The 23376-nt window shown below is 44.6% G+C and carries 21 protein-coding genes; 17 read left to right on the plus strand and 4 right to left on the minus strand.

Annotation, left to right across the window (positions count from 1 at the left end):
- The 8 genes from fmt (at window position 1) to spoVM (ending at window position 8505) form a co-directional block, all read left to right on the plus strand.
- Window positions 1-936 (plus strand): methionyl-tRNA formyltransferase, encoded by a 936-nt coding sequence (gene fmt / locus CA600_RS01290; RefSeq protein WP_094868544.1) that lies wholly within the window; start codon window positions 1-3, stop codon window positions 934-936.
- Window positions 933-2333, plus strand: coding sequence for a 16S rRNA (cytosine(967)-C(5))-methyltransferase RsmB (gene rsmB / locus CA600_RS01295; RefSeq protein WP_094868545.1), 1401 nt, complete (start codon window positions 933-935; stop codon window positions 2331-2333). The genes fmt and rsmB overlap by 4 nt, the downstream gene beginning before the upstream one ends.
- A gap of 151 nt (window positions 2334-2484) precedes the next feature.
- A complete protein-coding gene (rlmN, locus tag CA600_RS01300; RefSeq protein ID WP_042187390.1) occupies window positions 2485-3525 on the plus strand; it encodes a 23S rRNA (adenine(2503)-C(2))-methyltransferase RlmN in 1041 nt (346 codons plus the stop codon).
- Window positions 3526-3531: 6 nt separating this feature from the next.
- Entirely contained in the window at window positions 3532-4305 is a 774-nt protein-coding gene (locus tag CA600_RS01305; RefSeq protein ID WP_094868546.1) for a Stp1/IreP family PP2C-type Ser/Thr phosphatase, read from the plus strand.
- Complete coding sequence (gene pknB / locus CA600_RS01310) at window positions 4305-6572, plus strand: Stk1 family PASTA domain-containing Ser/Thr kinase (RefSeq protein ID WP_094868547.1); 2268 nt, start codon at window positions 4305-4307, stop codon at window positions 6570-6572. Before CA600_RS01305 ends, pknB begins: the two co-directional genes overlap by 1 nt.
- Before the next feature lie 101 nt (window positions 6573-6673).
- Window positions 6674-7579, plus strand: a complete 906-nt coding sequence (rsgA, locus tag CA600_RS01315) for a ribosome small subunit-dependent GTPase A (protein ID WP_094868548.1) — start codon at window positions 6674-6676, stop codon at window positions 7577-7579.
- Between the two features lie 3 nt (window positions 7580-7582).
- Window positions 7583-8248 carry a ribulose-phosphate 3-epimerase gene (gene rpe / locus CA600_RS01320; protein WP_094868549.1) on the plus strand — a complete coding sequence of 222 codons (666 nt, stop codon included), beginning with the start codon at window positions 7583-7585 and terminating at the stop codon, window positions 8246-8248.
- A 176-nt stretch (window positions 8249-8424) separates the two neighbouring features.
- A complete protein-coding gene (spoVM, locus tag CA600_RS01325; RefSeq protein WP_020431362.1) occupies window positions 8425-8505 on the plus strand; it encodes a stage V sporulation protein SpoVM in 81 nt (26 codons plus the stop codon).
- Between the two features lie 108 nt (window positions 8506-8613).
- Here the strand turns inward: spoVM and rpmB are convergent, their stop codons facing one another.
- Window positions 8614-8802, minus strand: a complete 189-nt coding sequence (rpmB, locus tag CA600_RS01330) for a 50S ribosomal protein L28 (protein ID WP_042187400.1) — start codon at window positions 8800-8802, stop codon at window positions 8614-8616.
- Between the two features lie 191 nt (window positions 8803-8993).
- On the opposite strand from rpmB, the gene CA600_RS01335 reads away from it, so the two are divergent.
- The 4 genes from CA600_RS01335 to CA600_RS01350 all read left to right on the plus strand — a co-directional run bounded on the left by CA600_RS01335 (window position 8994) and on the right by CA600_RS01350 (window position 14141).
- Window positions 8994-10778: a DAK2 domain-containing protein gene (locus tag CA600_RS01335; protein ID WP_094868550.1), complete on the plus strand. Its 1785-nt coding sequence runs from the start codon at window positions 8994-8996 to the stop codon at window positions 10776-10778.
- Window positions 10779-10862: 84 nt separating this feature from the next.
- Window positions 10863-11726 (plus strand): DegV family protein, encoded by an 864-nt coding sequence (locus CA600_RS01340; RefSeq protein ID WP_094868551.1) that lies wholly within the window; start codon window positions 10863-10865, stop codon window positions 11724-11726.
- Between the two features lie 9 nt (window positions 11727-11735).
- The gene (gene recG, locus CA600_RS01345; RefSeq protein WP_076282907.1) at window positions 11736-13787 is read left to right on the plus strand and encodes an ATP-dependent DNA helicase RecG; all 2052 of its coding nucleotides are present in this window, start codon (window positions 11736-11738) and stop codon (window positions 13785-13787) included.
- Window positions 13788-13853: 66 nt separating this feature from the next.
- Entirely contained in the window at window positions 13854-14141 is a 288-nt protein-coding gene (locus CA600_RS01350; protein WP_042187408.1) for a stage VI sporulation protein F, read from the plus strand.
- A gap of 214 nt (window positions 14142-14355) precedes the next feature.
- Here CA600_RS01350 and CA600_RS01355 read toward each other — a convergent pair whose 3' ends face one another.
- Together CA600_RS01355 and CA600_RS01360 are read right to left on the minus strand one after the other, a co-directional pair.
- On the minus strand, window positions 14356-15216 hold the full coding sequence (locus CA600_RS01355; protein WP_179281483.1) for a YitT family protein: 861 nt from the start codon (window positions 15214-15216) through the stop codon (window positions 14356-14358).
- Window positions 15217-15337: 121 nt separating this feature from the next.
- The gene (locus CA600_RS01360; protein WP_094868553.1) at window positions 15338-15733 is read right to left on the minus strand and encodes a hypothetical protein; all 396 of its coding nucleotides are present in this window, start codon (window positions 15731-15733) and stop codon (window positions 15338-15340) included.
- A gap of 184 nt (window positions 15734-15917) precedes the next feature.
- Here CA600_RS01360 and CA600_RS01365 point away from each other — a divergent pair, with 184 nt between their 5' ends.
- Both CA600_RS01365 and CA600_RS01370 read left to right on the plus strand, forming a co-directional pair.
- Window positions 15918-16331 carry a DUF2500 domain-containing protein gene (locus tag CA600_RS01365; RefSeq protein ID WP_256989677.1) on the plus strand — a complete coding sequence of 138 codons (414 nt, stop codon included), beginning with the start codon at window positions 15918-15920 and terminating at the stop codon, window positions 16329-16331.
- A gap of 97 nt (window positions 16332-16428) precedes the next feature.
- Window positions 16429-19155 (plus strand): calcium-translocating P-type ATPase, SERCA-type, encoded by a 2727-nt coding sequence (locus CA600_RS01370; protein ID WP_094868554.1) that lies wholly within the window; start codon window positions 16429-16431, stop codon window positions 19153-19155.
- Between the two features lie 93 nt (window positions 19156-19248).
- Here the strand turns inward: CA600_RS01370 and CA600_RS01375 are convergent, their stop codons facing one another.
- Window positions 19249-20274, minus strand: coding sequence for a C40 family peptidase (locus tag CA600_RS01375; protein ID WP_256989678.1), 1026 nt, complete (start codon window positions 20272-20274; stop codon window positions 19249-19251).
- Window positions 20275-20508: 234 nt separating this feature from the next.
- Between CA600_RS01375 and CA600_RS01380 the strand changes: the two genes are divergently transcribed.
- The 3 genes from CA600_RS01380 to CA600_RS01390 all read left to right on the plus strand — a co-directional run bounded on the left by CA600_RS01380 (window position 20509) and on the right by CA600_RS01390 (window position 23351).
- Complete coding sequence (locus CA600_RS01380; RefSeq protein WP_094868556.1) at window positions 20509-21579, plus strand: ABC transporter substrate-binding protein; 1071 nt, start codon at window positions 20509-20511, stop codon at window positions 21577-21579.
- A 61-nt stretch (window positions 21580-21640) separates the two neighbouring features.
- Window positions 21641-22564, plus strand: coding sequence for an ABC transporter permease (locus CA600_RS01385; RefSeq protein ID WP_094868557.1), 924 nt, complete (start codon window positions 21641-21643; stop codon window positions 22562-22564).
- A complete protein-coding gene (locus CA600_RS01390) occupies window positions 22557-23351 on the plus strand; it encodes an ABC transporter ATP-binding protein (RefSeq protein WP_094868558.1) in 795 nt (264 codons plus the stop codon). Before CA600_RS01385 ends, CA600_RS01390 begins: the two co-directional genes overlap by 8 nt.
- The last annotated feature ends 25 nt before the right edge of the window (window positions 23352-23376 follow it).

The following is a 23376-nucleotide window of genomic DNA, read 5'->3' on the forward strand; positions in this document are numbered from 1 at the left end:
ATGAAGATTGTATTCATGGGAACCCCAGCCTTTGCGGTGCCAAGCTTGCAAATGCTGATGGATGAGGGCTATGAAGTTGTAGCCGTCGTCACCCAACCAGATCGACCGCAAGGACGTAAAAAGATATTGGCTCCTTCACCAGTTAAGGAAGCCGCATTATCTCTAGGTTTACCTGTGCTCCAGCCTGAACGGATGCGCAAGCCTGAGGCTGTCGCAGAGCTAGCTGCATATGAGCCTGATCTAATTGTGACCGCTGCATATGGTCAGATTTTGCCGAAAGCTGTATTGGATTTGCCGCGTAATGGTTGTGTGAATGTTCATGGTTCACTGCTTCCTAAATACCGGGGTGGCGCACCGATTCAACGCAGCATCATTAACGGTGAGAAAGTTACCGGTGTTACCTTGATGTATATGGCTGAAGGACTTGACACTGGAGATATGATCTCGCGCGTCGAGGTGGCTATCGAGGATGAGGATACTTCCGGCACGATGTTCGAGAAGCTTAGTCTTGCTGGACGTGATCTCTTGAAGTCTGAAATGCCGCGATTAGTAAACGGCCTTGTTCACGCGACTCCGCAAGACGACAGTCAAGCGACCTTTGCTCCTAACCTGAATCGTGAGGATGAGCGTTTGGATTGGAACGCTGGCTCACGTGATAACTATAATCGAATTCGTGGATTAGTACCTTTTTCCGGTGCGTTTACGCTTTGGAATGGAGAGACCTTCAAAGTATGGGCTTCAAAAATTCCTGCTGAGCAGAAATCAACGGATACTGTGCCAGGAACGGTACTTTCGGTCTCTGAACAGGGTGTCGAGGTTAAGACTGGAGACGGAAGTCTGCTGCTAACTACGGTTCAACCTGCTGGTAAAAAAGCGATGAGCGCTGCGGACTTTAGCCGTGGCGGTGTCATGAAACCAGGGACGGTGCTAGGTTGAGCGCGGGTGGTAATAAGGGCGGCACGGGAAATAAAGGTAAAGCTGTTACAGCTTCTGCCCGCGATATCGCACTCGATATCCTGGTTAAGGTCGAACAGCAAGGGGCTTACAGTAACTTATTGCTGAACAGCAGTCTGCAGAAGTCTGCACTCAGCAGGGAAGATGCTGGATTAGTTACAGAGCTTGTCTATGGTACCATCTCTCGGATGAATACACTTGATTATGTGCTCGAGGAATTTGTTAGCAAAGGGACCGCTAAATTGCAGCCCTGGGTGCGTAACTTACTGCGTCTAAGTTTATATCAAATTATGTACCTGGATCGCATACCCTCTCATGCAGCTGTAAACGAGGCTGTTAATATAGCTAAGAAAAAGGGCCATCAAGGAATTTCGGGTATGGTTAATGGCGTGCTTCGTAGTGTGCTGCGCGCTGGAGATCTGCCGGTAATACCTGATGGATTGAGTCCTGCGAAGCGGATATCTATTCAGTATTCCCATCCTATATGGTTAGTGAAGCGCTGGATTACCGAGTATGGTGTTGACGCTGCGGAAGCTATTTGCGCTGCTAACAATGAGCCACCCGCTGTCAGTGTACGCGTAAATACTACGATGATCAGCCGTGAAGCGCTGTTGAGTCAGATGATTGAACAAGGTCTGCAAGCTTCTGCTTCTGATGTAAGTCCTTATGGTATTGTTGTAAAAGGCGGCGGGAATCTTGCTCTTTCATCCTGGTATCGGGATGGATATTTATCTATTCAGGATGAGAGCTCCATGCTTGTAGCTGAAGCTGTTGCACCTGAGCCTGGAATGAGAGTGCTTGATTGCTGCGCCGCGCCTGGGGGCAAAACAGCCCATATGGGCGAGCTGATGAAAGATGAAGGATCTGTTCTCGCTAACGATTTGCATCCGCATAAAGCTAAGCTTATCTCGGATCAAGCTGCACGGTTAGGCCTCGAAAGCGTAGTAACAGGCAGTGCAGATGCACTGGAGCTGGAGCATACACTTGAGCATTATTCCTTCGACAGAATTCTATTGGATGCGCCTTGCTCTGGGCTTGGCGTCATCCGCCGTAAGCCAGATCTCAAATGGCGTAAGCAGCCTGAGGATGTTGTCAGTGTAGCGTCACTGCAGGGTCAATTACTGCAATCAGTCTCTAAACTGTTGAAACCAGGTGGTGTTCTAGTTTATAGTACCTGTACGACTGAACAAGCGGAAAATAGTGAAGTAGTAGCTTCCTTTTTGAAACAAAATCCTGAGTTCACTTCTATAACATTTGCTTCCCCGTTGTGGGACAGATTGGAAGGTACTGCGCTGGCTGAAGGTGAGGGAATTCAGATATTACCGCACCATTATGGCAGTGACGGGTTCTATATCTCCAAGCTTCAAAGAGTCTTGTAATATAGCAGATTTACTGACAATTGTTGTATCTTCCGCCCGCCGGGCTAACGTACGGCGGGCTATTTCTTTTACCGTCTCTGAAATTTGTGTTAAAATAGGAAGAATGAGAAATAATACGCATATCCTTATGAAAGAACAGGTGCTAATAATAATGAAACCTTTAATATATGATTTTTCTTTAGAAGAGTTACAGCAGTGGGCGAAAGATAACGGTGAGCCTGCTTTTCGTGGTGGACAGATTTTTGATTGGTTGTATGTAAAACGTGTAAGTGACTTCGAATCCATGAGCAATTTGTCTAAAGGACTTCGTCAGAAGCTGAACGAGCAATTCTCCATTGCAGCACTTACTGAGATTACTAAAATGGAATCCAAAGATGGAACAGTAAAATTTCTGTTTGGATTGCATGATGATCATGCGATCGAAACAGTTATCATGAAACATAATTATGGAAATAGCGTTTGTGTAACTACTCAAGTAGGCTGCCGAATCGGCTGTACTTTCTGCGCCTCCACGCTTGGTGGATTAAAACGTGATTTGACCGCAGGTGAAATTGTAGCTCAGGTTGTACGCTCTCAACAGATCTTGGATGAGCGGGGTGAACGTGTCAGCAGTATTGTTATCATGGGTACTGGTGAGCCGTTTGAGAACTATGATGCAACTATGAGATTCTTACGTCTTATGATTCATGAGAAAGGTCTAAATATCGGACAACGGCATATTACTGTTTCCACTAGCGGGATTGTGCCGAGCATTTATAAATTTGCAGAAGAAGATACACAAATAAATTTAGCGATTTCGATTCATGCACCTAACGACAAACTGCGTTCGAAGCTAATGCCAGTTAACCGCCGCTTTCCGTTTGATGATGTGATTGAATCTTTACGTTATTATCAAGCTAAGACGGGTCGACGGGTCAGCTTTGAGTATGCACTCATCGGCGGGGTGAATGATCAGCCGGAGCATGCTGAGGAATTAGCAGGCGTGCTTAAGAACATGCTGTGCCACGTCAATTTAATTCCAGTAAACCACGTGCCAGAGCGGAAATATGTACGTACTTCACGCAATGATATCTTTGAGTTTCAACGTATTTTGGCTGACAACGGCGTGAATGTTACCATTCGCCGTGAGCAAGGCCATGATATCGCGGCCGCATGCGGACAGCTGCGTGCCAAACATATGGAGTTGGGGTGAGGATATTTGATCAGAACAGTTCATGCCAGCGATATTGGCCGAGTGCGCTCTGTCAATGAGGATTCGGTCTGGATCGGCGCGACGCGCCACGGTTATACACTCGGCATAATTGCCGATGGGATGGGTGGACATCAGGCTGGTGAAACCGCGAGCAGGCTTGCTTTGGAGACGATGAGGAATACCCTGGACGGGCTCCTGCCTGAGCTTCAGGACGAAGCACTGCGTGATGCGTTATCAGCTGCTATTTTGGAAGCTAACAGCACTGTCTTCAAGGAGGCTTCCAGCGACGATAAGTACCACAATATGGGTACTACAGTCGTTGCTGCCCTGATGAATGGTTCAAACGGATATATTGGCCATATCGGAGACAGCAGAGCCTATTTAATAAAGGACAGTGCAGCAGTTCAATTAACCGAAGATCACACGCTAGTCAATGAGCTGTTCAAGAACGGTCAGATCAGTGTGGAGGAATTAGATAATCATCCTAGACGGAATGTGCTGACGAGAGCACTTGGAACAGATGCTGAGGTGCTGGTTGATTTAGCCCCTGTTACCCTGCTACCTGGGGAACTTTTGCTTCTGTGCAGTGATGGTTTAAGTAATTTTGTTAACAATGAGCATTTGGGCAAGGTAGCGGGAATACATGAGATACCGTTAGAGGAAAGAGCGGACCGCTTACTTCAGTTGGCACTGCTTGCTGGCGGCGGCGATAATATTAGCGTCGCTTTGTTAGAACATCATGGAGAGGCCGCTGTGCCCGAAACAAAGGAGTGGGATTGATGATCGGTCACGAACTGGGCGGCCGTTACCAAGTCATCGAACGGATCGGCGGAGGTGGAATGGCGCTCGTCTATAGAGCACATGACATTCTTTTAAACCGAAACGTCGCCATAAAAGTATTGCGTAATCAATTTGTTCATGACGAGGAATTTATCCGCCGTTTTAGGCGTGAGGCGCAATCAGCTGCATCTTTGTCTCATCCGAATGTGGTTAGTATTTACGATGTAGGGCAAGAAGACGAAATTCATTATATTGTTATGGAATATATTGAAGGCAAGAATCTTAATGAAATTATAAAAGAACGAGCGCCATTACAGGTTGACGAGTCCGTAAGGATCGCTTCACAAATCTGTGATGCACTTGATCACGCTCATCAGAATCAAATTATTCATCGGGATATTAAACCACATAATATATTGATCGGGCGCAATGGCCGGGTGAAGGTGACGGATTTCGGTATTGCTCGTGCGGTAACATCTACTACCATTACTCAGACAGGCTCTGTAGTAGGTTCCGTTCATTATTTCTCACCAGAGCATGCTAAAGGTGTCTCAACAGGAGAGAAATCCGACCTGTATTCATTAGGGATTGTACTCTATCAAATGCTTACCGGAAGTCTTCCATTCTTAGGGGAGAGTCCGATTAGCGTAGCTCTAAAACATCTGCAAGAAGAGTTTGAAGAACCAAGGCTCTTGAACCCACTTATTCCGCAAAGCGTTGAGAATGTAATTCTAAGATCGATGCGTAAAAATCCGGAAGAGCGCTATCAGTCTGCAAAGCAAATGCTGCAGGATTTAGAAACCTGCTTGCTGCCTGAGCGGCGTAGTGAAGCAAAAGTTCTTTTTAACGATGAGGAAGACGAGGATCGAACGCGGGTAATACCAGCGATTAAACCGATCCAAAGAAGTAATGGCAATCGTAATCATCGCCACGACCGGATGGATACTGATGAAGACGACGATGACGATCCGGTACCTGTGAAAAAAGGTAAAAAACAATGGACTAAGCCTGCGATATGGATTGGCCTAACTTTAGTGTTATTGCTGGCCATGGCCAGTCTCGTGTGGTACGTTAAATCCCAATTAGTTGTTCCGGAGGTATCGGTGCCATACGTGGTCGGTAAACAGCTGGAACAAGCCAAGACTGAACTTGAGGATTTGGGGCTTGAGGTTGCTGATCCTATACTGTATGACTACAGTCCGAATTTCGAAGAGAATGTGGTTATGAAGCAAAGTAGGGAAAAGGACGCCAAAGTGAAAAAGGGAGCCTCCCTAATTCTAACTGTGAATACGGCAAAACCATTAACTAAGATGCCAGATGTAACGAATTACACTTTCGACGAAGCGGTTAAAGCGCTGATGGCAAAGGGTGTACCCCAGAATCAAATTAAGAATGAACCTCTCTTCGATGAAAATACGGCGGTGGGTAAGGTTATAAAATCAGATCCGGCCTTTGAAAGCGAGTTTGATCCTGAGACGGTTTCAGTCACCCTCTACGTTAGCAAAGGGGAAGAAAGTGTCACGATGCCAGACCTCATCGGTAAGACGGAGAGTGAAGCTAAGGCGCTTTTGGAACAATACAAGCTGGTGCTAGGAGATGTAAAGGAAGAATCCAGCTTCACAGTTGATGAAGGCAAGGTAACGAAAACTTGGGCTTTTGAGAAAGGTACCTCTGTTCCACCTGGAACAGCGATTACGATTTACTTAAGTACAGGTTATCCACCTGAAGCCCTGAATTATACCTTTAATGTACCAGTAGCTCCTGCACAGGATGGAAAGAAGAGCAAGATTCGAATTGAGTTCGTTGATGCGCGCAATAATGGTGAGAAACAAGATTGGGGAACGCGTACCATTGGAAAGAGCCAAGTGCTGTCCGTTAATCTAGTGCTTGCTCCGAATAAAGATGGCTCTGTTATTGTTACCCGAGATGGTGTGCTGTTAGACACTTATGTGATCCCATATATTGATGCGAAGAATGGCACGGTGCAAGAACCTGAACCACCGACGGTTCCGACTCCGCAGCCGACTCAGACACCGACAGATCCTACACCTACTGCTGAACCGACCATTGAACCTGAGATTCTGCCTCCAAGTTCAGACAACGATGGGTCTAATAATACTGGATCAGTCAATCAGACGGGATTCCTTACTAACAATTCGGTGAATAATGAATCGAGCAATAGTGGTAACAACAAGAACAGTAATAAAAATGATGACAAGCATAATAATAAAAACAAAGACAAATCTAAAGATAAAAGCGATAACTAATCAGGGTAGAAGTACATGAATAGTTGTGGCAGCGAAGTGACCCGGGGGATTTTCAAACTTGGGTCATTTTCGCAAAATCAGGAGAGGAAGGCTCACTATGTATGCCTGAAGGAATAATAGTAAAGGCGTTAAGCGGATATTATTACGTAAAACCGCTTCGTGAAGGATTAATTGCAACAGAGGAAGATTCAGTTCAATGCAGAGGCCGAGGCATACTTAAGAAAAAGGGGATCGCTCCTCTTGTAGGAGACCGTGTGATGTATATGCTGACTGAGCATGGTGAAGGGATGGTGGATGAGCTTCTCCCTAGAGAATCTGAGTTAATTCGTCCACCTGTAGCGAATGTAAGCCTTGCCGTTCTACTATTTTCTGTGCGGGAACCTGATATGAACCTGAATCTATTGGACAAGTTCCTGGTTCATATTGAACACTCGGGACTGGAACCCTTAATAGTTCTGACCAAACAGGATTTGGCTAATGATAATGGTGAAGCCACTAAGTATGTTAAAGAGCTCTATGAAGATATTGGTTATGAAGTGATGGTTACAAGCTCAATTACAGGAGCTGGCAGTGATGAACTAAGAGAGCGGCTTACGGGTGGCATCAGTGTATTTGCCGGACAATCTGGGGTAGGAAAGTCGACCTTATTGAATCGTATTGTGCCAGGACTTAAACTGGAGACAGGTGAGATCAGCTTACGTCTGGGCCGTGGTCGTCATACTACTCGCCATGTAGAATTGATGGATATTGGCGGGGGGGGATTTGTAGCGGATACCCCTGGTTTTAGTCAGCTTGATTTTCTTGAGCTTGGGGTTGAAGAGCTCTCTACTTGTTTCCGTGAATTCGCAAACTATGCTGGGGATTGTAAATTCCGTGGTTGTAGTCATCAGCATGAACCAGGCTGCCGAGTTATCGAGGCATGGAAGGCCGGAACTATTGCTGATAGCCGGTATGAACATTACAAATTATTTTTTAATGAAATGAAAGATAAAAAGCGGAGGTACTAAGTTATGATACGAATAGCACCATCTATATTGTCTGCCGATTTCGCGAGTTTAGGTTCAGAAGTTGCAGAAGCTGAGGTCAGTGGTGGAGATTGGATCCATGTGGATGTAATGGACGGGCATTTTGTGCCGAATATAACGCTTGGTCCACCAATCGTAAAAGCAGTCTCGTTACATACCAAACTTCCACTAGACGTTCACTTAATGATTGAGTCTCCAGAACGTTATATTTCTGATTTTGCTGCTGCAGGCGCTAGTGTGATTACTGTGCACGCTGAGGCTTGCGTTCATTTACACCGTGTGGTGCATCAGATCAAGGAATTGGGTCTTAAGGCAGGAGTAGCTATTAATCCGGGCACTCCGGCATCAGCGGTGCGTGAGGTGCTTGAGGATGTGGATATGGTTCTCGTGATGACTGTTAATCCTGGCTTTGGAGGTCAAGCATTCATTCCTAACACTTTGCGTAAAATTACTCAAATTAGAGAATGGGCGAATGAAGTTAATCCCGATTTACTTATTGAAGTCGATGGTGGTGTTTCGGAAGCCACTGCGCCATTGGTTGTTAGTGCAGGGGCAGATGTTTTGGTTGCAGGAAATGCAGTTTTTGGCCGGAGTGACCGTGCTGCAGCGATCCTTGAAATTCGAGAAGCAGCGGAAGCGGCACTTCGTTAAAAAAATAGGCTATTACGACTAAAGGTATAGGCCAAGTCCTTGACGCATAAATATGGTTACATGAGCAGAAATCTCATGTAGCCTTTTTTGTTTTGGCAGGGAGGACTGCAGTACGTTACCGTTAGAACAAGAAGAAAGTCTCCTGCGTACGGCATGAATTGATGGGAGGGTAAACCATGAAATTTTACACGTTTAAGCTGCCAAGGTTTTTGGGAGGTTTTGTTAAAGCGATTTTGAACACATTTCAGAAGAGTTGATCTTGGGCTTGGAACAGAAAAGAAAACATGAAAAAAAGCACCTTACAAATGTAAAGGGTGCTTTTTGCTTCATATGAGTGATCGCTCGGTCTTTAAAATTGCAAAAGACTAAACGCGTTCAACTTTACCGGCTTTCAAAGCACGGGTGCTGACGTACACGCGTTTTGGTTTACCGTTCACGAGGATACGGACCTTCTGAACGTTAACTCCCCAAGTACGACGGTTGCGGTTATTGGCGTGAGACACGTTGTTACCGCTGCTCGGTTTCTTGCCTGTTACTGCACATTTGCGGGACATAGATTACACCTCCTTATTCCTAACACCTGCATAAAACAATACTTATCTATAATATCACAGCAAATTTTGCTACGTCAACCGATTCAAAAACATTTATTTCTTTTAATACTTATAGTACAATGTAAATTAGTGCATTATGTCCTGTTAATCATAGAATGATTAGGCATGAAGTTAGGAAGGGGAATTCTCAATTGAGTAAGCGTTCTATAAACGGAACAGATTTTACCGCTATGGTATTGGCTGGAGCGGATAAGCTGCAACAGCATGCAGAACACGTCAATTCCCTAAATGTTTTTCCGGTTCCAGACGGAGATACCGGAACTAACATGAATTTGACGATGACCGCAGGTGCGAATGAATTGAAGAAAAATAATACAATGTCTGTCGGTCAATGTGCAGGTGTACTCTCTAAGGGCTTGTTAATGGGCGCGCGGGGGAACTCCGGTGTTATTTTATCTCAATTGTTCAGAGGATTTAGCAGATCTGCAGCTCAGCATGATGAGCTAAACACACAGCAATTTGCTGCTGCACTGCAAAGCGGAGTGGACGCAGCCTATAAAGCAGTTGTGAAGCCTGTAGAAGGAACTATTCTTACAGTGGCTAAAGAGGCTGCGAGACATGCTGTCTACTATGCTCGCCGAACTACAGATGTTACAGAGCTCATGACAGAGGTATTGGCCAAAGCAAAGGAAGCCTTAGCCTATACACCGGAACAATTGCCTGTCTTGAAGCAAGTCGGTGTCGTAGATTCTGGAGGTCAAGGGTTGGTCTATATTTATGAAGGGTTTCACCAGCATCTGACGAGCGGAAGCTCCGGTGTGTCTGAAACTGTAAAAGGACAACCTCAGGCACCAGTCGTGCCAACACCGGTACCGGTGTTAAAGAAACCTGAAAGCGAACTGTCTTCTGTACAGTCTTCTGCACAATCACAGCTTTCTACAGAAGACATAGAATTTCTATATGATATGGAGTTCTTCATTAATCGCCAGTTAGGCGGTAACGTGAGAACGGATTTTGATGAGGAAGCCTTTAGGAAAGCGTTGTCAGTAAATGGAGATTCCATTATTGTAATTTCGGATGATGAAACCATTAAAGTACATGTGCATTCCAAGGCTCCAGGTGAAGTTTTGAATCTGGCACTCCTCTATGGGGAAATTACGCAGATTCATATTCTCAATATGCGTGAGCAACACCGTGACTTGCTAACAGCAGGAATGGATATTGCACCTATGCCAGATGTTTTCGCTGATATGCCGGATGAACAGAGCCGGGTACAATCAGCTCCAGCCGAACCACCAGCAGATGATTTGGCACCTTACGGATTCATCGCAGTATCATCAGGGGCTGGGATTGCAGATATATTCAAAAGTCTCGGTGTGGATGTTGTCCTAGCTGGAGGTCAGACTATGAACCCTAGTACAGAGGATTTCGTGAACGCGATTTCTTCTATATCTGCGAAGCATGTATATATTCTGCCGAATAACTCCAATATTGTTCTTGCCGCTCAGCAAGCTAAAGATCTCTTGGAGGGCGAACGTGAGATTACGGTTATTCCAAGTAAAAGCATTCCTCAAGGAATCGCTGCAGCCTTTGCGTTCCAAGAAGAGGATTCCGTGGAAATTAATTCTGGGAACATGCTAGAAGCAATCTCACAGGTCAAGTCAGGACAAGTAACAAATGCTGTCCGTGATACAAGTTTTGATGATCTGGAGATTAAATCCGGGCAATTTATCGGAATTTCAAATTCCAAAATTGTCGCTGCCGCAGATGATCTGTTAGCTGCAAGTCAGGCCCTGCTGTCCAACATGCTTGAGAATGGCGATGAAATCGTTACGATCCTTATTGGAGCAGAAACTGATTCTGAGGTCACAGATTCCTTAAGAGATTGGCTGGAAGAGACTTACCCGAATGTGGAAGTAGAGATTCATGAGGGTGGCCAACCCCTTTATTATTATCTTTTCTCCGTAGAGCCATAGATAGATGCTGAGGGTTCTATAACAGTTCAGAAGCAACTTGCTAATTACGTAGTTGGCAAAATTATAGTATGGGGGAGATAATCCATGAATCGTACCATTATCGTCACCGACAGCACATCTGATATCCCGCCAGCAATGGCGGAAACGTATGGCATTGAGGTCGTCCCTTTGACCTTGATGTTCGGCGAAGAGGCTTTCCGGGACAATCTGGATATGACGCCGGAGCAGTTCTATGAGCGACTTCCCCGCTCGTCACAGTTGCCGACTACTTCTCAACCTTCACCGGTTGAATACATGAATGTGTATCGAGATATTCTGGAACGTTCCCCGGGAAGTCCTATCCTTTCGTTTCATATTTCTTCTGGACTAAGCGGTACGTATCAATCAGCACTATTGGCTAAATCGATGTTGGAGGAAGAGGGAGAAGGGATCACTGTAGTAGATTCTCTCTCCGCTTCTTACGGTTTTGGATTTATGGTGGTGGAAGCCGCCAGGTTGGCTGCTGAAGATAAGAGTCCCGAAGCGATTCTTGAAGCTGTAGAAAGTCTGCGCCAATCTCGTAAGCTTTACTTCTTGGTAGATACACTTGAATATTTACAAAAAGGCGGGAGAATCGGAAAGGCCTCGGCCATTCTGGGAACGCTTCTTAATATTAAGCCGATCCTTTCTATTGATGCAGAAGGAATAATATATGCGGTCGAGAAAGTTAGAGGCCGTAAGAAGGCTATTGCCCGTATGATTGAATTATTTAAGAAGGATATTCAAGGTGTAGACAAAATCAATGTGGCCGTGGGTCATACGGCTGAACCGTCTTCTGGTGAAGAGTTCCTGAAAGAGCTGTCAGGACATTTTACACTGGAAGAGAAAGTGCTGACGAACGTCGGCCCTGTCGTGGGCAGTCATGTCGGAAACGGTACATTAGCTGTATTCATTTGGCCTGCAAAATGAGGGATCAATATGACACTGTCATTAAATCAAATTGAAGTAAAAAACATAACTGGCGTGAGTGCTCAAAAGCAAAGCGAGCTTCACGCCTTTGGCGTCTTTACAGTAAAGGATTTGTTAGAATATTATCCGTTTCGTTATGAGGATTATCGCCCGCGCTCGCTGAGTGAAACCAAACATGGGGATAAAGTGACTACAGAGGCTAAAGTGATCGGTATCCCTGTGCTGCAGCGTTTTGGAGGTAAATCACGACTTAGTTGTAAAATGGTTGCTGAGCCATGGATGTTCACAGCTACATGGTTTAATCGTCATTATGTGCGTGAGCAGCTTACTGTGGGAAGAGAAATTGTACTCACAGGTAAATGGGATCAGAAGCGAAATCAAATTACAGTGACGGATTTTGAATTTCCCGATCGTGGGGAAGGGAAGACAGGGACACTACAGCCAGTCTATTCCGTCGGTGGAAAGATCACGCAGTCGTGGATCAGGAAAAGTATTAATCAGGCGCTTCAACAGTATGGAGATCTAATTCCCGAGATATTGCCACATTCTATTATGCGCCAATATGATTTTATGCCCCGCAAACGGGCGATTGCTACCATTCATAGGCCAGAGGATACGCGTGAAGGGCAGCAGGGACGCCGCAGGATGGTGTATGAGGAGTTGTTTCTGTTCCAACTGAAGATGCAGGCATTCCGGGTGCTCAATCGCGGTAGGATGGATGGTGTAGTTCATACTGTGGATAACGCAACCGTTCGTCAGTTTGTTCGCAGCTTGCCTTTTGAGCTTACAGATGCTCAGAAACGAGTGGAACTGGAGATTTTACATGACCTGCGATCGCCCTATTGTATGAATCGGCTGCTTCAAGGTGATGTCGGTTCCGGCAAAACGGTACTAGCTGCCGTCGCGCTTTTTGCTACCGTGCGATCTGGTTTTCAGGGTGCGCTTATGGTGCCCACTGAGATTTTAGCAGAGCAGCATATGCGTTCACTTACGAAGATGTTTGAGCCGTTTGGAATTACGGTTGGTCTGTTAACAGGGAGTGTAACTGGACGGAAACGTAAAGAATTGTTAGCTTCACTACAAATGGGGATGCTCGATATTGTGGTAGGGACGCATGCATTGATTCAGGAGGATGTATTTTTCCGTGATCTGGGTCTTGTTGTTACGGACGAGCAGCATCGGTTTGGTGTCAACCAACGAGGTGTATTGCGGCGTAAAGGATACAATCCGGATGTACTTACAATGACTGCAACGCCTATTCCACGAACACTCGCGATCTCTGTTTTTGGAGACATGGATGTATCCACGCTGTCGGAAAGACCGAAAGGTCGAGTACCTATAACCAGTTATTGGGTCAAGCATGATCTCATGGATCGTGTCCTGAATCTCATTAAGCGTGAAATAGAGCTGGGACGTCAGGCTTATCTGATCTGTCCGCTCATTGAAGAATCGGAGAAATTGGATGTACAGAATGCTATAGATTTACATATTCAGATGAGCCAAGCTTTTCCTAACTATAAAGTTGGGCTTTTGCATGGAAAGATGTCTCCAGCTGAAAAAGATGAAGTGATGCGAGCATTTTACAACAATGAACTGCAACTCTTAGTATCCACAACGGTTGTAGAGGTAGGTGTAGACGTTCCTAATGCCACGTTGATGATTATTATGGATGCAGACCGGTTCGGATTATCACAGCTGCACCAGCTTCGTGGACGGGTTGGTAGAGGTCAGCATGCCTCTTATTGTGTACTAGTGGCTGATCCAAAATCTGAAATCGGGCGTGAACGAATGACTGCCATGACGGACACCGATGATGGATTTGAGATTTCGCGGAGAGATTTGGAGCTGCGTGGTCCAGGTGACTTTTTTGGAACCAAGCAGAGTGGGTTACCGGAGTTCCGCTTGGCGGATATGACCGCTGATTTTGAAGTGCTGGAGCAGGCGCGTGATGATGTGGCAGAGCTGCTCAAGGATGAGAAGTTCTGGACATCTCCTGAATATGCACCTCTTCGGCATTATTTACAAGGCGAGCAAATTTTCCAAGGGGAATTAATTGACTAAGTAGGCACATCCAGCACCTAAGCCTCATATACTGTGAAAGATTGGATATGACGGGAGGTGCTACACTTGGGTTATCAACAATTCGGAATTAGCCCTCAGCTCGTGGAACGCATCAAGCTGAAGATGAAAAACGCGACTGTCAAAGATCGTATTAAAAATATGATTAACGGCGTCTCGAAACAAGAATTACAGGACACTGCGGTTGTTCGCAGGCTGGTACGGAATGCGTCAGGTGTACTGAACGAGAAATTGACCTCGACGCAGGAAGACCAAATTGTGAAATTTATTATCGCTCAGAAAATTGATCCGAACAACACCTTCCACTTGATCCGTTTATGGGGAATGTTCCGTTAGGAAAGTGTGCTAGCTCAAAAAAATAGAAGCTGTCTCCAAAGTAGTGAATGCTACTTGGGACAGCTTCTATTTTTGATTTATGCAAATCTGCAGGAATTCTTGCCTCAGAAGAAGCTTACGAGCGATAATTGAGGATATTCCTGTACTTTTGCAGAAATTCTCTGTTCTAGTGAAAGAAATGGGTAAATAAGAGGGGTCATCACTTGATTGTCAGTTATGATGGCAGGTTACTCAATCTTTGATCACTGGCAGCTGATTTGAGCACAATTTGGCTGTTGGGATCACAATCAAGGACGATGGTCCGCAGTTGATGTTCCTCCATTTTGTTGATGAGACAAAACAATGTGCTAAGCTCTCCGTTTTGCCCTGAGCCTTCAGCAAGGCCGACTTCTCGATGTAGTGAGTTTTCGAGCGCTTCCTGGACATCCTTACAACGATTGCTGGTAATCCATGCAGCGCGTGAATCGGACAAGCCTCGGAGTGAGAATCTCACACCTTCGAAGGCCAATAAGTAAGCAATAATGGAGTACATGGCTTGCTCCCAGCCAAATAGTGTGCCTGCTATAAGTAAAATAGCACAGTTCAGAATCATGATGATGACTTCGGTTGACTTTGGCGGTCCACCACTCAGAAGTGAATATCCTTGATCACTTGCATGTTTGTTCACACCACCGAATCGGACAGATATACCGATACCAAGTCCTAAACAGATCCCACCTGCCATAGCAGCAGGTAAAGGATCACTAATCACTGCAGGAAAACGGTGTAGAGCAAGAGAAGCGATGGTCAAGCAAGTCAATCCTAGAACGGTATACAGAGCAAAGCGAAGATTCACTTGCTTTCGAGACATGAATATAAAAGGCAGATTGAATAGGAAAAGAAACAATCCCAGCCGCATTTCAGTGGTATGAGCGAATAATGCCGATAAACCTGTGATTCCACCAACTACAAGCCCATGTGGTATGAGAAATAACTCTAATCCTACTGCGGCAAGTAGTGCTCCTGCAATAACGGTTAGAACTCGGAATACTGAATTTTTACGTAGTTGTTTATGTTGTGTTGTCTTAGTCTGCAATGTTTTTCCTCCTTTAGCAGGGGAAACAACTTTATTCATTTTCGTTACCTACATTTAGGTGTCTTATAATCATTTCACTTTCTTCGAATATTTATCAATGGAAGTTCTAAATGCCTTTCAGCTAACATTCATTTAAGGCAGAGATGAACTTCGCATGGCGTATTGATATTAGAAAGTGAGAAGTGAATTTTAGCAGGTACAGCCGCAGTCGAAGCAAAAATTTATAGATCACAGGACGGAATACTAAAGAAAGTGCAGGGAGTATTGCAGCTACTGCAATAGATTTAGTTCCCCACTGTTCAGTTATTTTGATGGCTCCTATTTGAGGAGTTATTTGGGGTGCCGTCCTTACGGGAGGTATAAACTTTCGCTCGTAGCGTTCAATTTCGGTTGTCGTTGATTCTTGCTCCGTAGTGAGTAATCCTCCAGACCAAACCGGCGGAAAAGAAAACATCATTCCTAGAATTAGGACTATACGAAGAAACCAATGTAGTGACAAACGCGCTATATATTGCACCGAAATAACACCTCCCAACCGTATGTAGTATAAAAAGCATACCATACCTTTTCATTTGATTCCAAATGGTTTTGTGAAAAAAATTCATTTGAAAACGATGAAAACATGAAACCGAACGGGAATAATGACGTATTTCGTAGAAAAGAAGACTTTTATTATCTTCTATCAGTCAGGAGGAATAAATTTGAGCGAATGGCAGGATTTTAACGGTTTTGATGAACAAAGCTTTTTCGGGAATTTCATTCATGAGATGCCCCTATTTTTTAAATTATTTGCTTTGTTAATTCTAGGTATTTTCGTTTTTATAATATATAAATCAGTGAGAAGCTGGATGTCCAACAACGCAAGTCCCTTGATAAAAGCTAGCTCTAAAGCTGTGACGAAAAGGACTGAGGTATGGGGTGGATCGGGTGAATCGAGCGCACATACTAGCTATTATGTGACATTTGAGTTTGAGGATGGTGGACGTTTGGAATTGCAGGTTAGAGATCAGGATTACGGTCTGATTGTAGAAGGGGATCGAGGAGAACTCCTTTATCAAGGGACTAGATTCAAGAGCTTTGATCGAGTCAAGGAGACTGAACGGCTTAATTTCTAAAATTGTACATAACGTTCTAGAATCACTATGCCTTTTTTGGGTAAGACTCATATGAGAGGTTTTACCATAATCTCAATCCCGGAAGGAGGCTATTGTCTTGAACTCAAAGGATCCAAAATCGCAGGGGCAGGTACCTTTTCATACACTAAGTGAGGAAGAAGTGCTCAAAAGGCTGGAAACAAGGAAAGATGGTTTGTCTTCCGGTGAAGCCGCTAAACTTCTGGAGCAGTATGGGAAGAACGTACTTCAAGAAGCAAAAACCAAATCTCTGCTAGGGAAATTTATTGAACAATTTAAAAATGTAATGATCTTTATTTTGCTAGTAGCGGCAGTATTGTCTGGGGTTTTGGGAGAATGGACAGATACAGTCATTATTTTGTTAGTAGTCATCCTGAATGCGGTACTTGGCGTTATTCAGGAAAATAAGGCAGAGCAGGCGCTAGATGCCCTGAAAAGTATGTCTTCTCCACATGCCAGGGTGCGACGTGGAGGTCAGGTCTCTGAAATTAAAAGTGAAGACCTTGTACCTGGGGATATCGTATTGCTGGAAGCTGGAAATGTAGTTCCGGCGGATATTCGACTATTAGAAGCTGCTTCATTGAAAACGGAAGAAGCCGCATTAACCGGAGAATCATTGCCTTCAGAAAAGAAGGTAGGTGTGCTTGAGGGAACAGATATTGTTATCGGCGATCGCACCAATATGGCTTATATGAGCAGCAATGTAACTTACGGTAGAGCTGTTGGTGTAGTCACAGCTACAGGAATGCAGACTGAAGTCGGCAGGATTGCTGGGTTTATCTCGGAGGAAGAGAATGATGTAACACCGCTGCAAAAGAAACTGGATGAACTAGGAAAATATTTCACCTTTATTATTCTTGGTGTCTGTGTAGTCATTTTTGCCGTCGGTATATTTGAGGGTAGAGAGCTGCTGGATATGCTTCTCACCTCGATCTCACTTGCAGTTGCAGCGATTCCTGAAGGGCTGCCAGCCATTGTTACGATTATCTTGGCACTCGGTGTGCAGCGGATGGCTAAACGAAAAGCGATTATTCGCAAACTCCCCGCTGTAGAGACACTCGGAAGCACCGAAATTATTTGCTCTGACAAGACAGGTACTTTGACTCTAAACAAGATGACTGTCGAAAAAGTGCATGTCAATGGAACTACGAAAGAAGCTGCTGAAGGTCTTGAAGGGACACCGGGTGGTGAACTATTGCTTCAGGCTATGACGCTTTGTAATGATTCCAGCATTGACGAAGGGAATTCCTCTGAAGAACCTGGAGGGAATGAAGGAGCTAAGGACCCACAAACTAAGAGTGGTAAAGCGATTATCGGGGATCCTACGGAAACAGCGTTAGTGGACTACGCGCTCAGTATAGGTACTGACAAAAGGGATTTAGAAAAGAAATTCCCACGTAAAAATGAACTGCCATTTGACTCGGACCGCAAGCTGATGACGACGATTCATGAAGTTGAGAACGGACGTTATCGTGTGTTAACGAAAGGTGCACCAGATGTGCTTTTGTCCAAATGCAGCCATATCTACGTGGATGGAGAGATTGTTCCTTTTAAGGATGAACATTCACGACATATCATGGAATGTAATACAATGCTTGCGAATGATGCACTGCGAGTGTTGGCATTTGCTTTCAGAGATGAACAGCAGCTACCGACTAACCTTTCACCGGAAGCTACGGAGAAAGAACTTGTATTTATCGGTTTAGTTGGTATGATTGATCCTCCAAGAGAGGAAGTAAGAGATGCGGTAGCTATCTGTCGTAAAGCGGGGATTAGACCTGTAATGATTACAGGAGATCATCGAGATACTGCAGCGGCCATTGCTAAAAGATTAGGTATTATCGAAGATGAGACGGGCGTATTGACCGGCAGTGAGCTGGATAAATTCAGTGAAGAGGAATTTGCTGAGAAAGTCACTAACTATTCGGTTTATGCACGTGTATCTCCTGAACATAAAGTTCGGATCGTTAAGGCATGGAGGAAAAAAGGGAAAATTGTTGCCATGACGGGTGACGGTGTAAATGATGCTCCTGCGCTTAAATCATCAGATATCGGCGTCGGGATGGGGATCACAGGAACGGATGTAGCCAAGGGCGTCTCAGACATGGTGCTAGCAGATGATAACTTTACGACCATAGTTGTTGCTGTTGAGGAAGGGCGGAAGGTTTACAGCAATATCCGTAAAGCAATCCAGTTCCTACTCTCGGCCAATCTTGGGGAAGTGCTCACGCTATTCATTGCAACCATGATCGGCTGGCGTATCCTCGAGCCAATTCATATTCTATGGATTAATCTTGTTACCGATACCCTACCGGCACTAGCTCTTGGGCTTGAGAAGGCGGGGGATGATTTGATGTCCAAGAAACCACGCAAAGCCAGTAGCAGTATCTTTGCTGGTGGCGTGGGAATCGGGATCATCTACCAGGGTATATTAGAGGCTGCTCTTACGCTGTTTGTATACCAGTGGGCACATACCCATTACAATGAGGGAATTGCGGTTACGATGGCATTCGCCACATTAGGATTACTGCAAATTTCTCATGCATTTAACGTCAGATCCAATACGAAATCGTTGTTCCAGATTGGCTGGTTCAGCAATCGGTATATGCTGTGGGCATCACTGATTTCAACACTTATGCTGGTGCTGGTGATCATCATCCCAGGACTGAATGATTGGTTTGGTGTCTCACATTTAAGCGGGTTACAGTGGGGAATTGTAATTGCTGCAGCACTGGCGATTATAGTGATTGTAGAGTTTGTAAAGCTGTTTGTACGTTTAAGTGGCAAGGGCAAGAACTGGGATTAAGAATACCGCTTTATGCTGCAACAAAGAAGCCTGAACCCTTCCATAGCGGAGGATTCAGGCTTCTTTATAGGTGCCTTTAGTCAGCGAATGTGGTTACAGAATGCGCTGCATATGCAGGATTACGTTGCTCCAATACCCTGAGTCGAGTTCACTGATCTGAACGCCGGGATCACCCCAGGTGTGAATGAACTTGCCGTCCCCAATGTAAATACCAACATGCCCTGGTATAGCATCACTTTCAAACCGACCTGGGACAGTGAAGAATATAAGATCGCCGACATCTAGTGCATTGCGTTGTACGCGAGAACCTATATTATCTTGATCCTTGGCAAGACGCGGTAAGTTTACACCGAATTGTTTGAATACATGCCTTGTAAAAGAAGAACAATCAAATTTCTTAGTCTCTTCATAAGGCCCGGTACCGAATTCATAAGGTACGCCTAAGAATTTTTTGGCATAAGTAACTAATTCCTTCTTGTCTGCTTCAGAAATACTTTGAATGCGAAATGGTTTAGCTTCATTTAGTGATTTAGCAGATGGCGTTTTTATAATAGCCTCATGGTCGGTCGGTGTGGCTATGTTGATTTCACCAGACTGAGGATTCCAACCCACTTCTGTTTGAAGAAATTTGGATAGCGCTAGCGGTGTGATATAGATTTGACCTTCTTGTCGTCTAGGTGCCTGCGGTAGTGTGATTTTCTCACCTAGGGAGAAGACTTGAGTAGAGCCAGGGCGCAGCATATACATAACATCACTGTAGCCAATTTTGGTGTATCCACCATGAGTAGTATCATCTTTCATTCGATAGCCGAGTGAAGTGATCGCAGGTTTGAGTGGAACCCAGTACTTTCCTTGAGCATCGGTGATGGCGGACTTTTCATAATAACTTGAGGCTTGCATGCCATCGGGAGTTACAGCGTTTACCTTGGGCTTTTGTGATTGTGAAGAGTAACCGCATGCGGTACTTGATAAAACGGCAGCGAGCAATACAGTAGCAGTGGATAGTAATTTTTTGTGGTTATTAGGCATATGACACGCTCCATGTTCAAACTGTAGTTTAAGTTTGTGCAGGGGGCTATTTTTTATGTAATGAGGACCAAGGCAATCACTGTAAGACATAACCAAGTCCTTCCTATATTGGTGAGTTATGCGCTATAAAATTTGTAATCTATGGAAGTAGGATAAGTGATTGACGGATAAACAACCTCCATATAATATAGGTTTAATAGATTTCCATCATTATTGTGAGGTACGTGTAAGCTTATGCTTTAATGCTTTTATCGATAAAAGTGATAATGCTGAGTCGCTCACTTTGATGCACGCGTTAATAATCTAATGAAATGGGGTACTTTAATGAAAAAGAAAAACATTTTAATGGGTTTAAGCTTATGCTTCATGTTAGTAGCTGCTGGCTGTGGCAACAATAACGCCGCTGTAAACTCAGGCAACGCAACAAACACTGGTAATGCGCCAACGAATGCTGGAACTGCTGATTCCAAAACGTACAAAATCGCAATTTCGCAATACGTAGAACATCCATCACTTGATGCTACACGCGAAGGTATTCTTGCTGCTTTAAAGGATGCGGGGCTTGTTGAAGGAGAAAACCTGAAGGTTGACCTTGAGAATGCTCAAGCTGACCCAGCGAATAACTTGACCATTGCTCAGAAGATTGCTGGAGACACCAACGATTTGGTAGTAGCTATTGCGACACCTTCTGCTCAATCTGTTGTTCAAGCACTTAGTAAGTCAAGTAAGGATACTCCGATTCTGTTCGCAGCTGTGACTGATCCAATCGATGCAAAGATCGTTACTGATCTAGAGCATCCTGGGGGAAATGTTTCTGGTGTATCTGACACGAATCCTGAAGCTATCAATCGATTAATGCAATTTATTGCTACTCAATTTCCTAATGTGAAGAAGCTGGGCATTGTTATCAATGAAGGTGAACCGAATGCTGTAATTATGGCGGATATTGCTAAGAAAGAGCTGGATAAACATGGCATTGAGCTTGTGAAAGCAGCCATCACGAATACTTCTGAAGTGAAGCAAGCTGCTGAATCACTTGCTGGTCGTGTAGATGCATTCTATATTACTTTGGATAACACAGTTGTGAGTGCTGTGGATACGATCATTCAAACGGCTAATGATAAGAAAATTCCGTTCTTCTCCAGTGACCGGGATACCGTTGAAAAAGGCGCATTTGCAACCGTTGGGTTCAAATATTTCGATCATGGATACCAAGTTGGACAAATGGCAGTGGACATTCTGAAGAATGGTAAAAAGCCAGCAGATATGAAAGTAACGATGCAAGAAAAGCTCGATCTTATCCTTAACCTTAAAGCCGCTGCCGCACAAGGGATAGAAGTGACGGATGCGATGAAAAAAGAAGTTGCCGATCAAGCTAACAATATTATTCAATAAGACATTATATAGGGGCGTTTCCATAAGGGCGCCCCTTGACGCTTGAAGGGAGAAGACTTCTATGTATGATTCAATGCTCGGGGCTGTGGAGATGGGATTGCTCTATGCATTTATGGCTTTAGGGGTGTATATTACTTTTCGCATTTTGGATTTTCCTGATTTGACTGTAGATGGAAGCTTTACTACTGGCGGTGCAATTGCTGCCGTTATGATTACCAATGGTTATGCTCCCTGGTTAGCCACGCTTGCTGCTATTGCAGGTGGGATGCTGGCAGGAATGTGTACGGGTCTATTACATACGAAGGGCAAGATTAATGGATTGTTATCCGGTATTCTAATGATGATCGCACTTTATTCCATCAATCTGAGAATTTTTGGCGGTAAGCCTAACTGGTCACTAATGGGTGATACCACGTTGTTCACGTCCATCAATCCACTTCTTGTTCTTCCTTTTGTTGTTTTATTTGTGAAAATTCTAATGGATTTATTCTTGCGTACAGATCTTGGGCTTGCTTTAAGGGCTACCGGAGATAATGCAAGAATGATCCGTAGTCTGGGTGTAAACACAGATAATACGACCATTCTCGGCGTCAGCTTATCCAACGGAATGGTGGCACTTTCAGGTGCATTGATCACTCAGTATTCTACTTTTGCGGATTCCTCCATGGGTATAGGGATGATTGTTATCGGCTTAGCTTCGGTAATCATTGGTGAAGCCATTTTCGGTGCTGGAAATGTATTCCGTGCGACGTTGGCAGTTGTTCTGGGTTCTATTGTTTACCGAATCGTAGTTGCACTAGCCTTGTATGTACCATGGTTGAGACCTTCGGATCTTAAGCTGATTACGGCAATTATCGTTATTTTCGCACTTATATTCCCATCGATTCAGCGTTTCTTGAAGCAGAAGAATATGGCGCGTAAACGTTCGCTTGAATTAGCTGAACAAGCGCTTAGCAGCAAGAGAGGAGGCACCATCGATGCTTAAACTGGATAACGTATCTAAGCTGTTTAATCCTGGGACACCGGATGAGAAGATCGCGCTACTTGGCATTGATTTGGAGCTTCTTCCCGGTGACTTTGTCACCATTATTGGAAGTAACGGTGCTGGTAAGTCGACACTAATGAACATTATTTCTGGTGTGATGAAGCCGGATCTTGGTTCAGCGAGTATTGAAGGGAATTCGATTAGCCATTTAGCAGAATATCAGCGCAGTCGCTGGATCGGACGGGTTTTTCAGGACCCGATGGCAGGTACGGCTCCACGGATGACGATTGAAGAAAATTTAGCGATGGCTTTTAAAAGAGGGAAGAGTAGAGGATTATCGTTTGGTGTAAATGCAGCGAGACGGACGATGTTTCGTGAGGAGTTAAGCCGTCTTGGGATCGGACTTGAGAATCGTCTGCGAGCTAAGGTAGGATTATTATCTGGTGGGGAGAGACAAGCGCTGAGTTTGCTAATGGCAACCTTTACCCAGCCGCAAATCTTGTTATTAGACGAACATACAGCGGCACTTGATCCTTCACGAGCGGAGCTGATTACTAAACTGACAGAGTCTATCGTCCGTGAGATGAAGCTGACTACGCTTATGGTTACCCATAACATGGAACAGGCTATACGTCTTGGCAATCGTCTTATCATGATGGATAAGGGCCGTATTATCCTAGATTTTGATGAAACAAGGAAAAAGGATCTTACGGTAGAACGCCTGCTTGGAGAATTTGAGACCATCAGTGGTCATAAACTGGCGGATGATCGAATGATGCTTGGATAGTCTTCTATAGGAGTGTCTTAGGCTC

The sequence above is a fragment of the Paenibacillus sp. VTT E-133280 genome (assembly GCF_002264385.1).
Taxonomy (GTDB): Bacteria; Bacillota; Bacilli; order Paenibacillales; family Paenibacillaceae; genus Paenibacillus_AQ; species Paenibacillus_AQ nitricinens.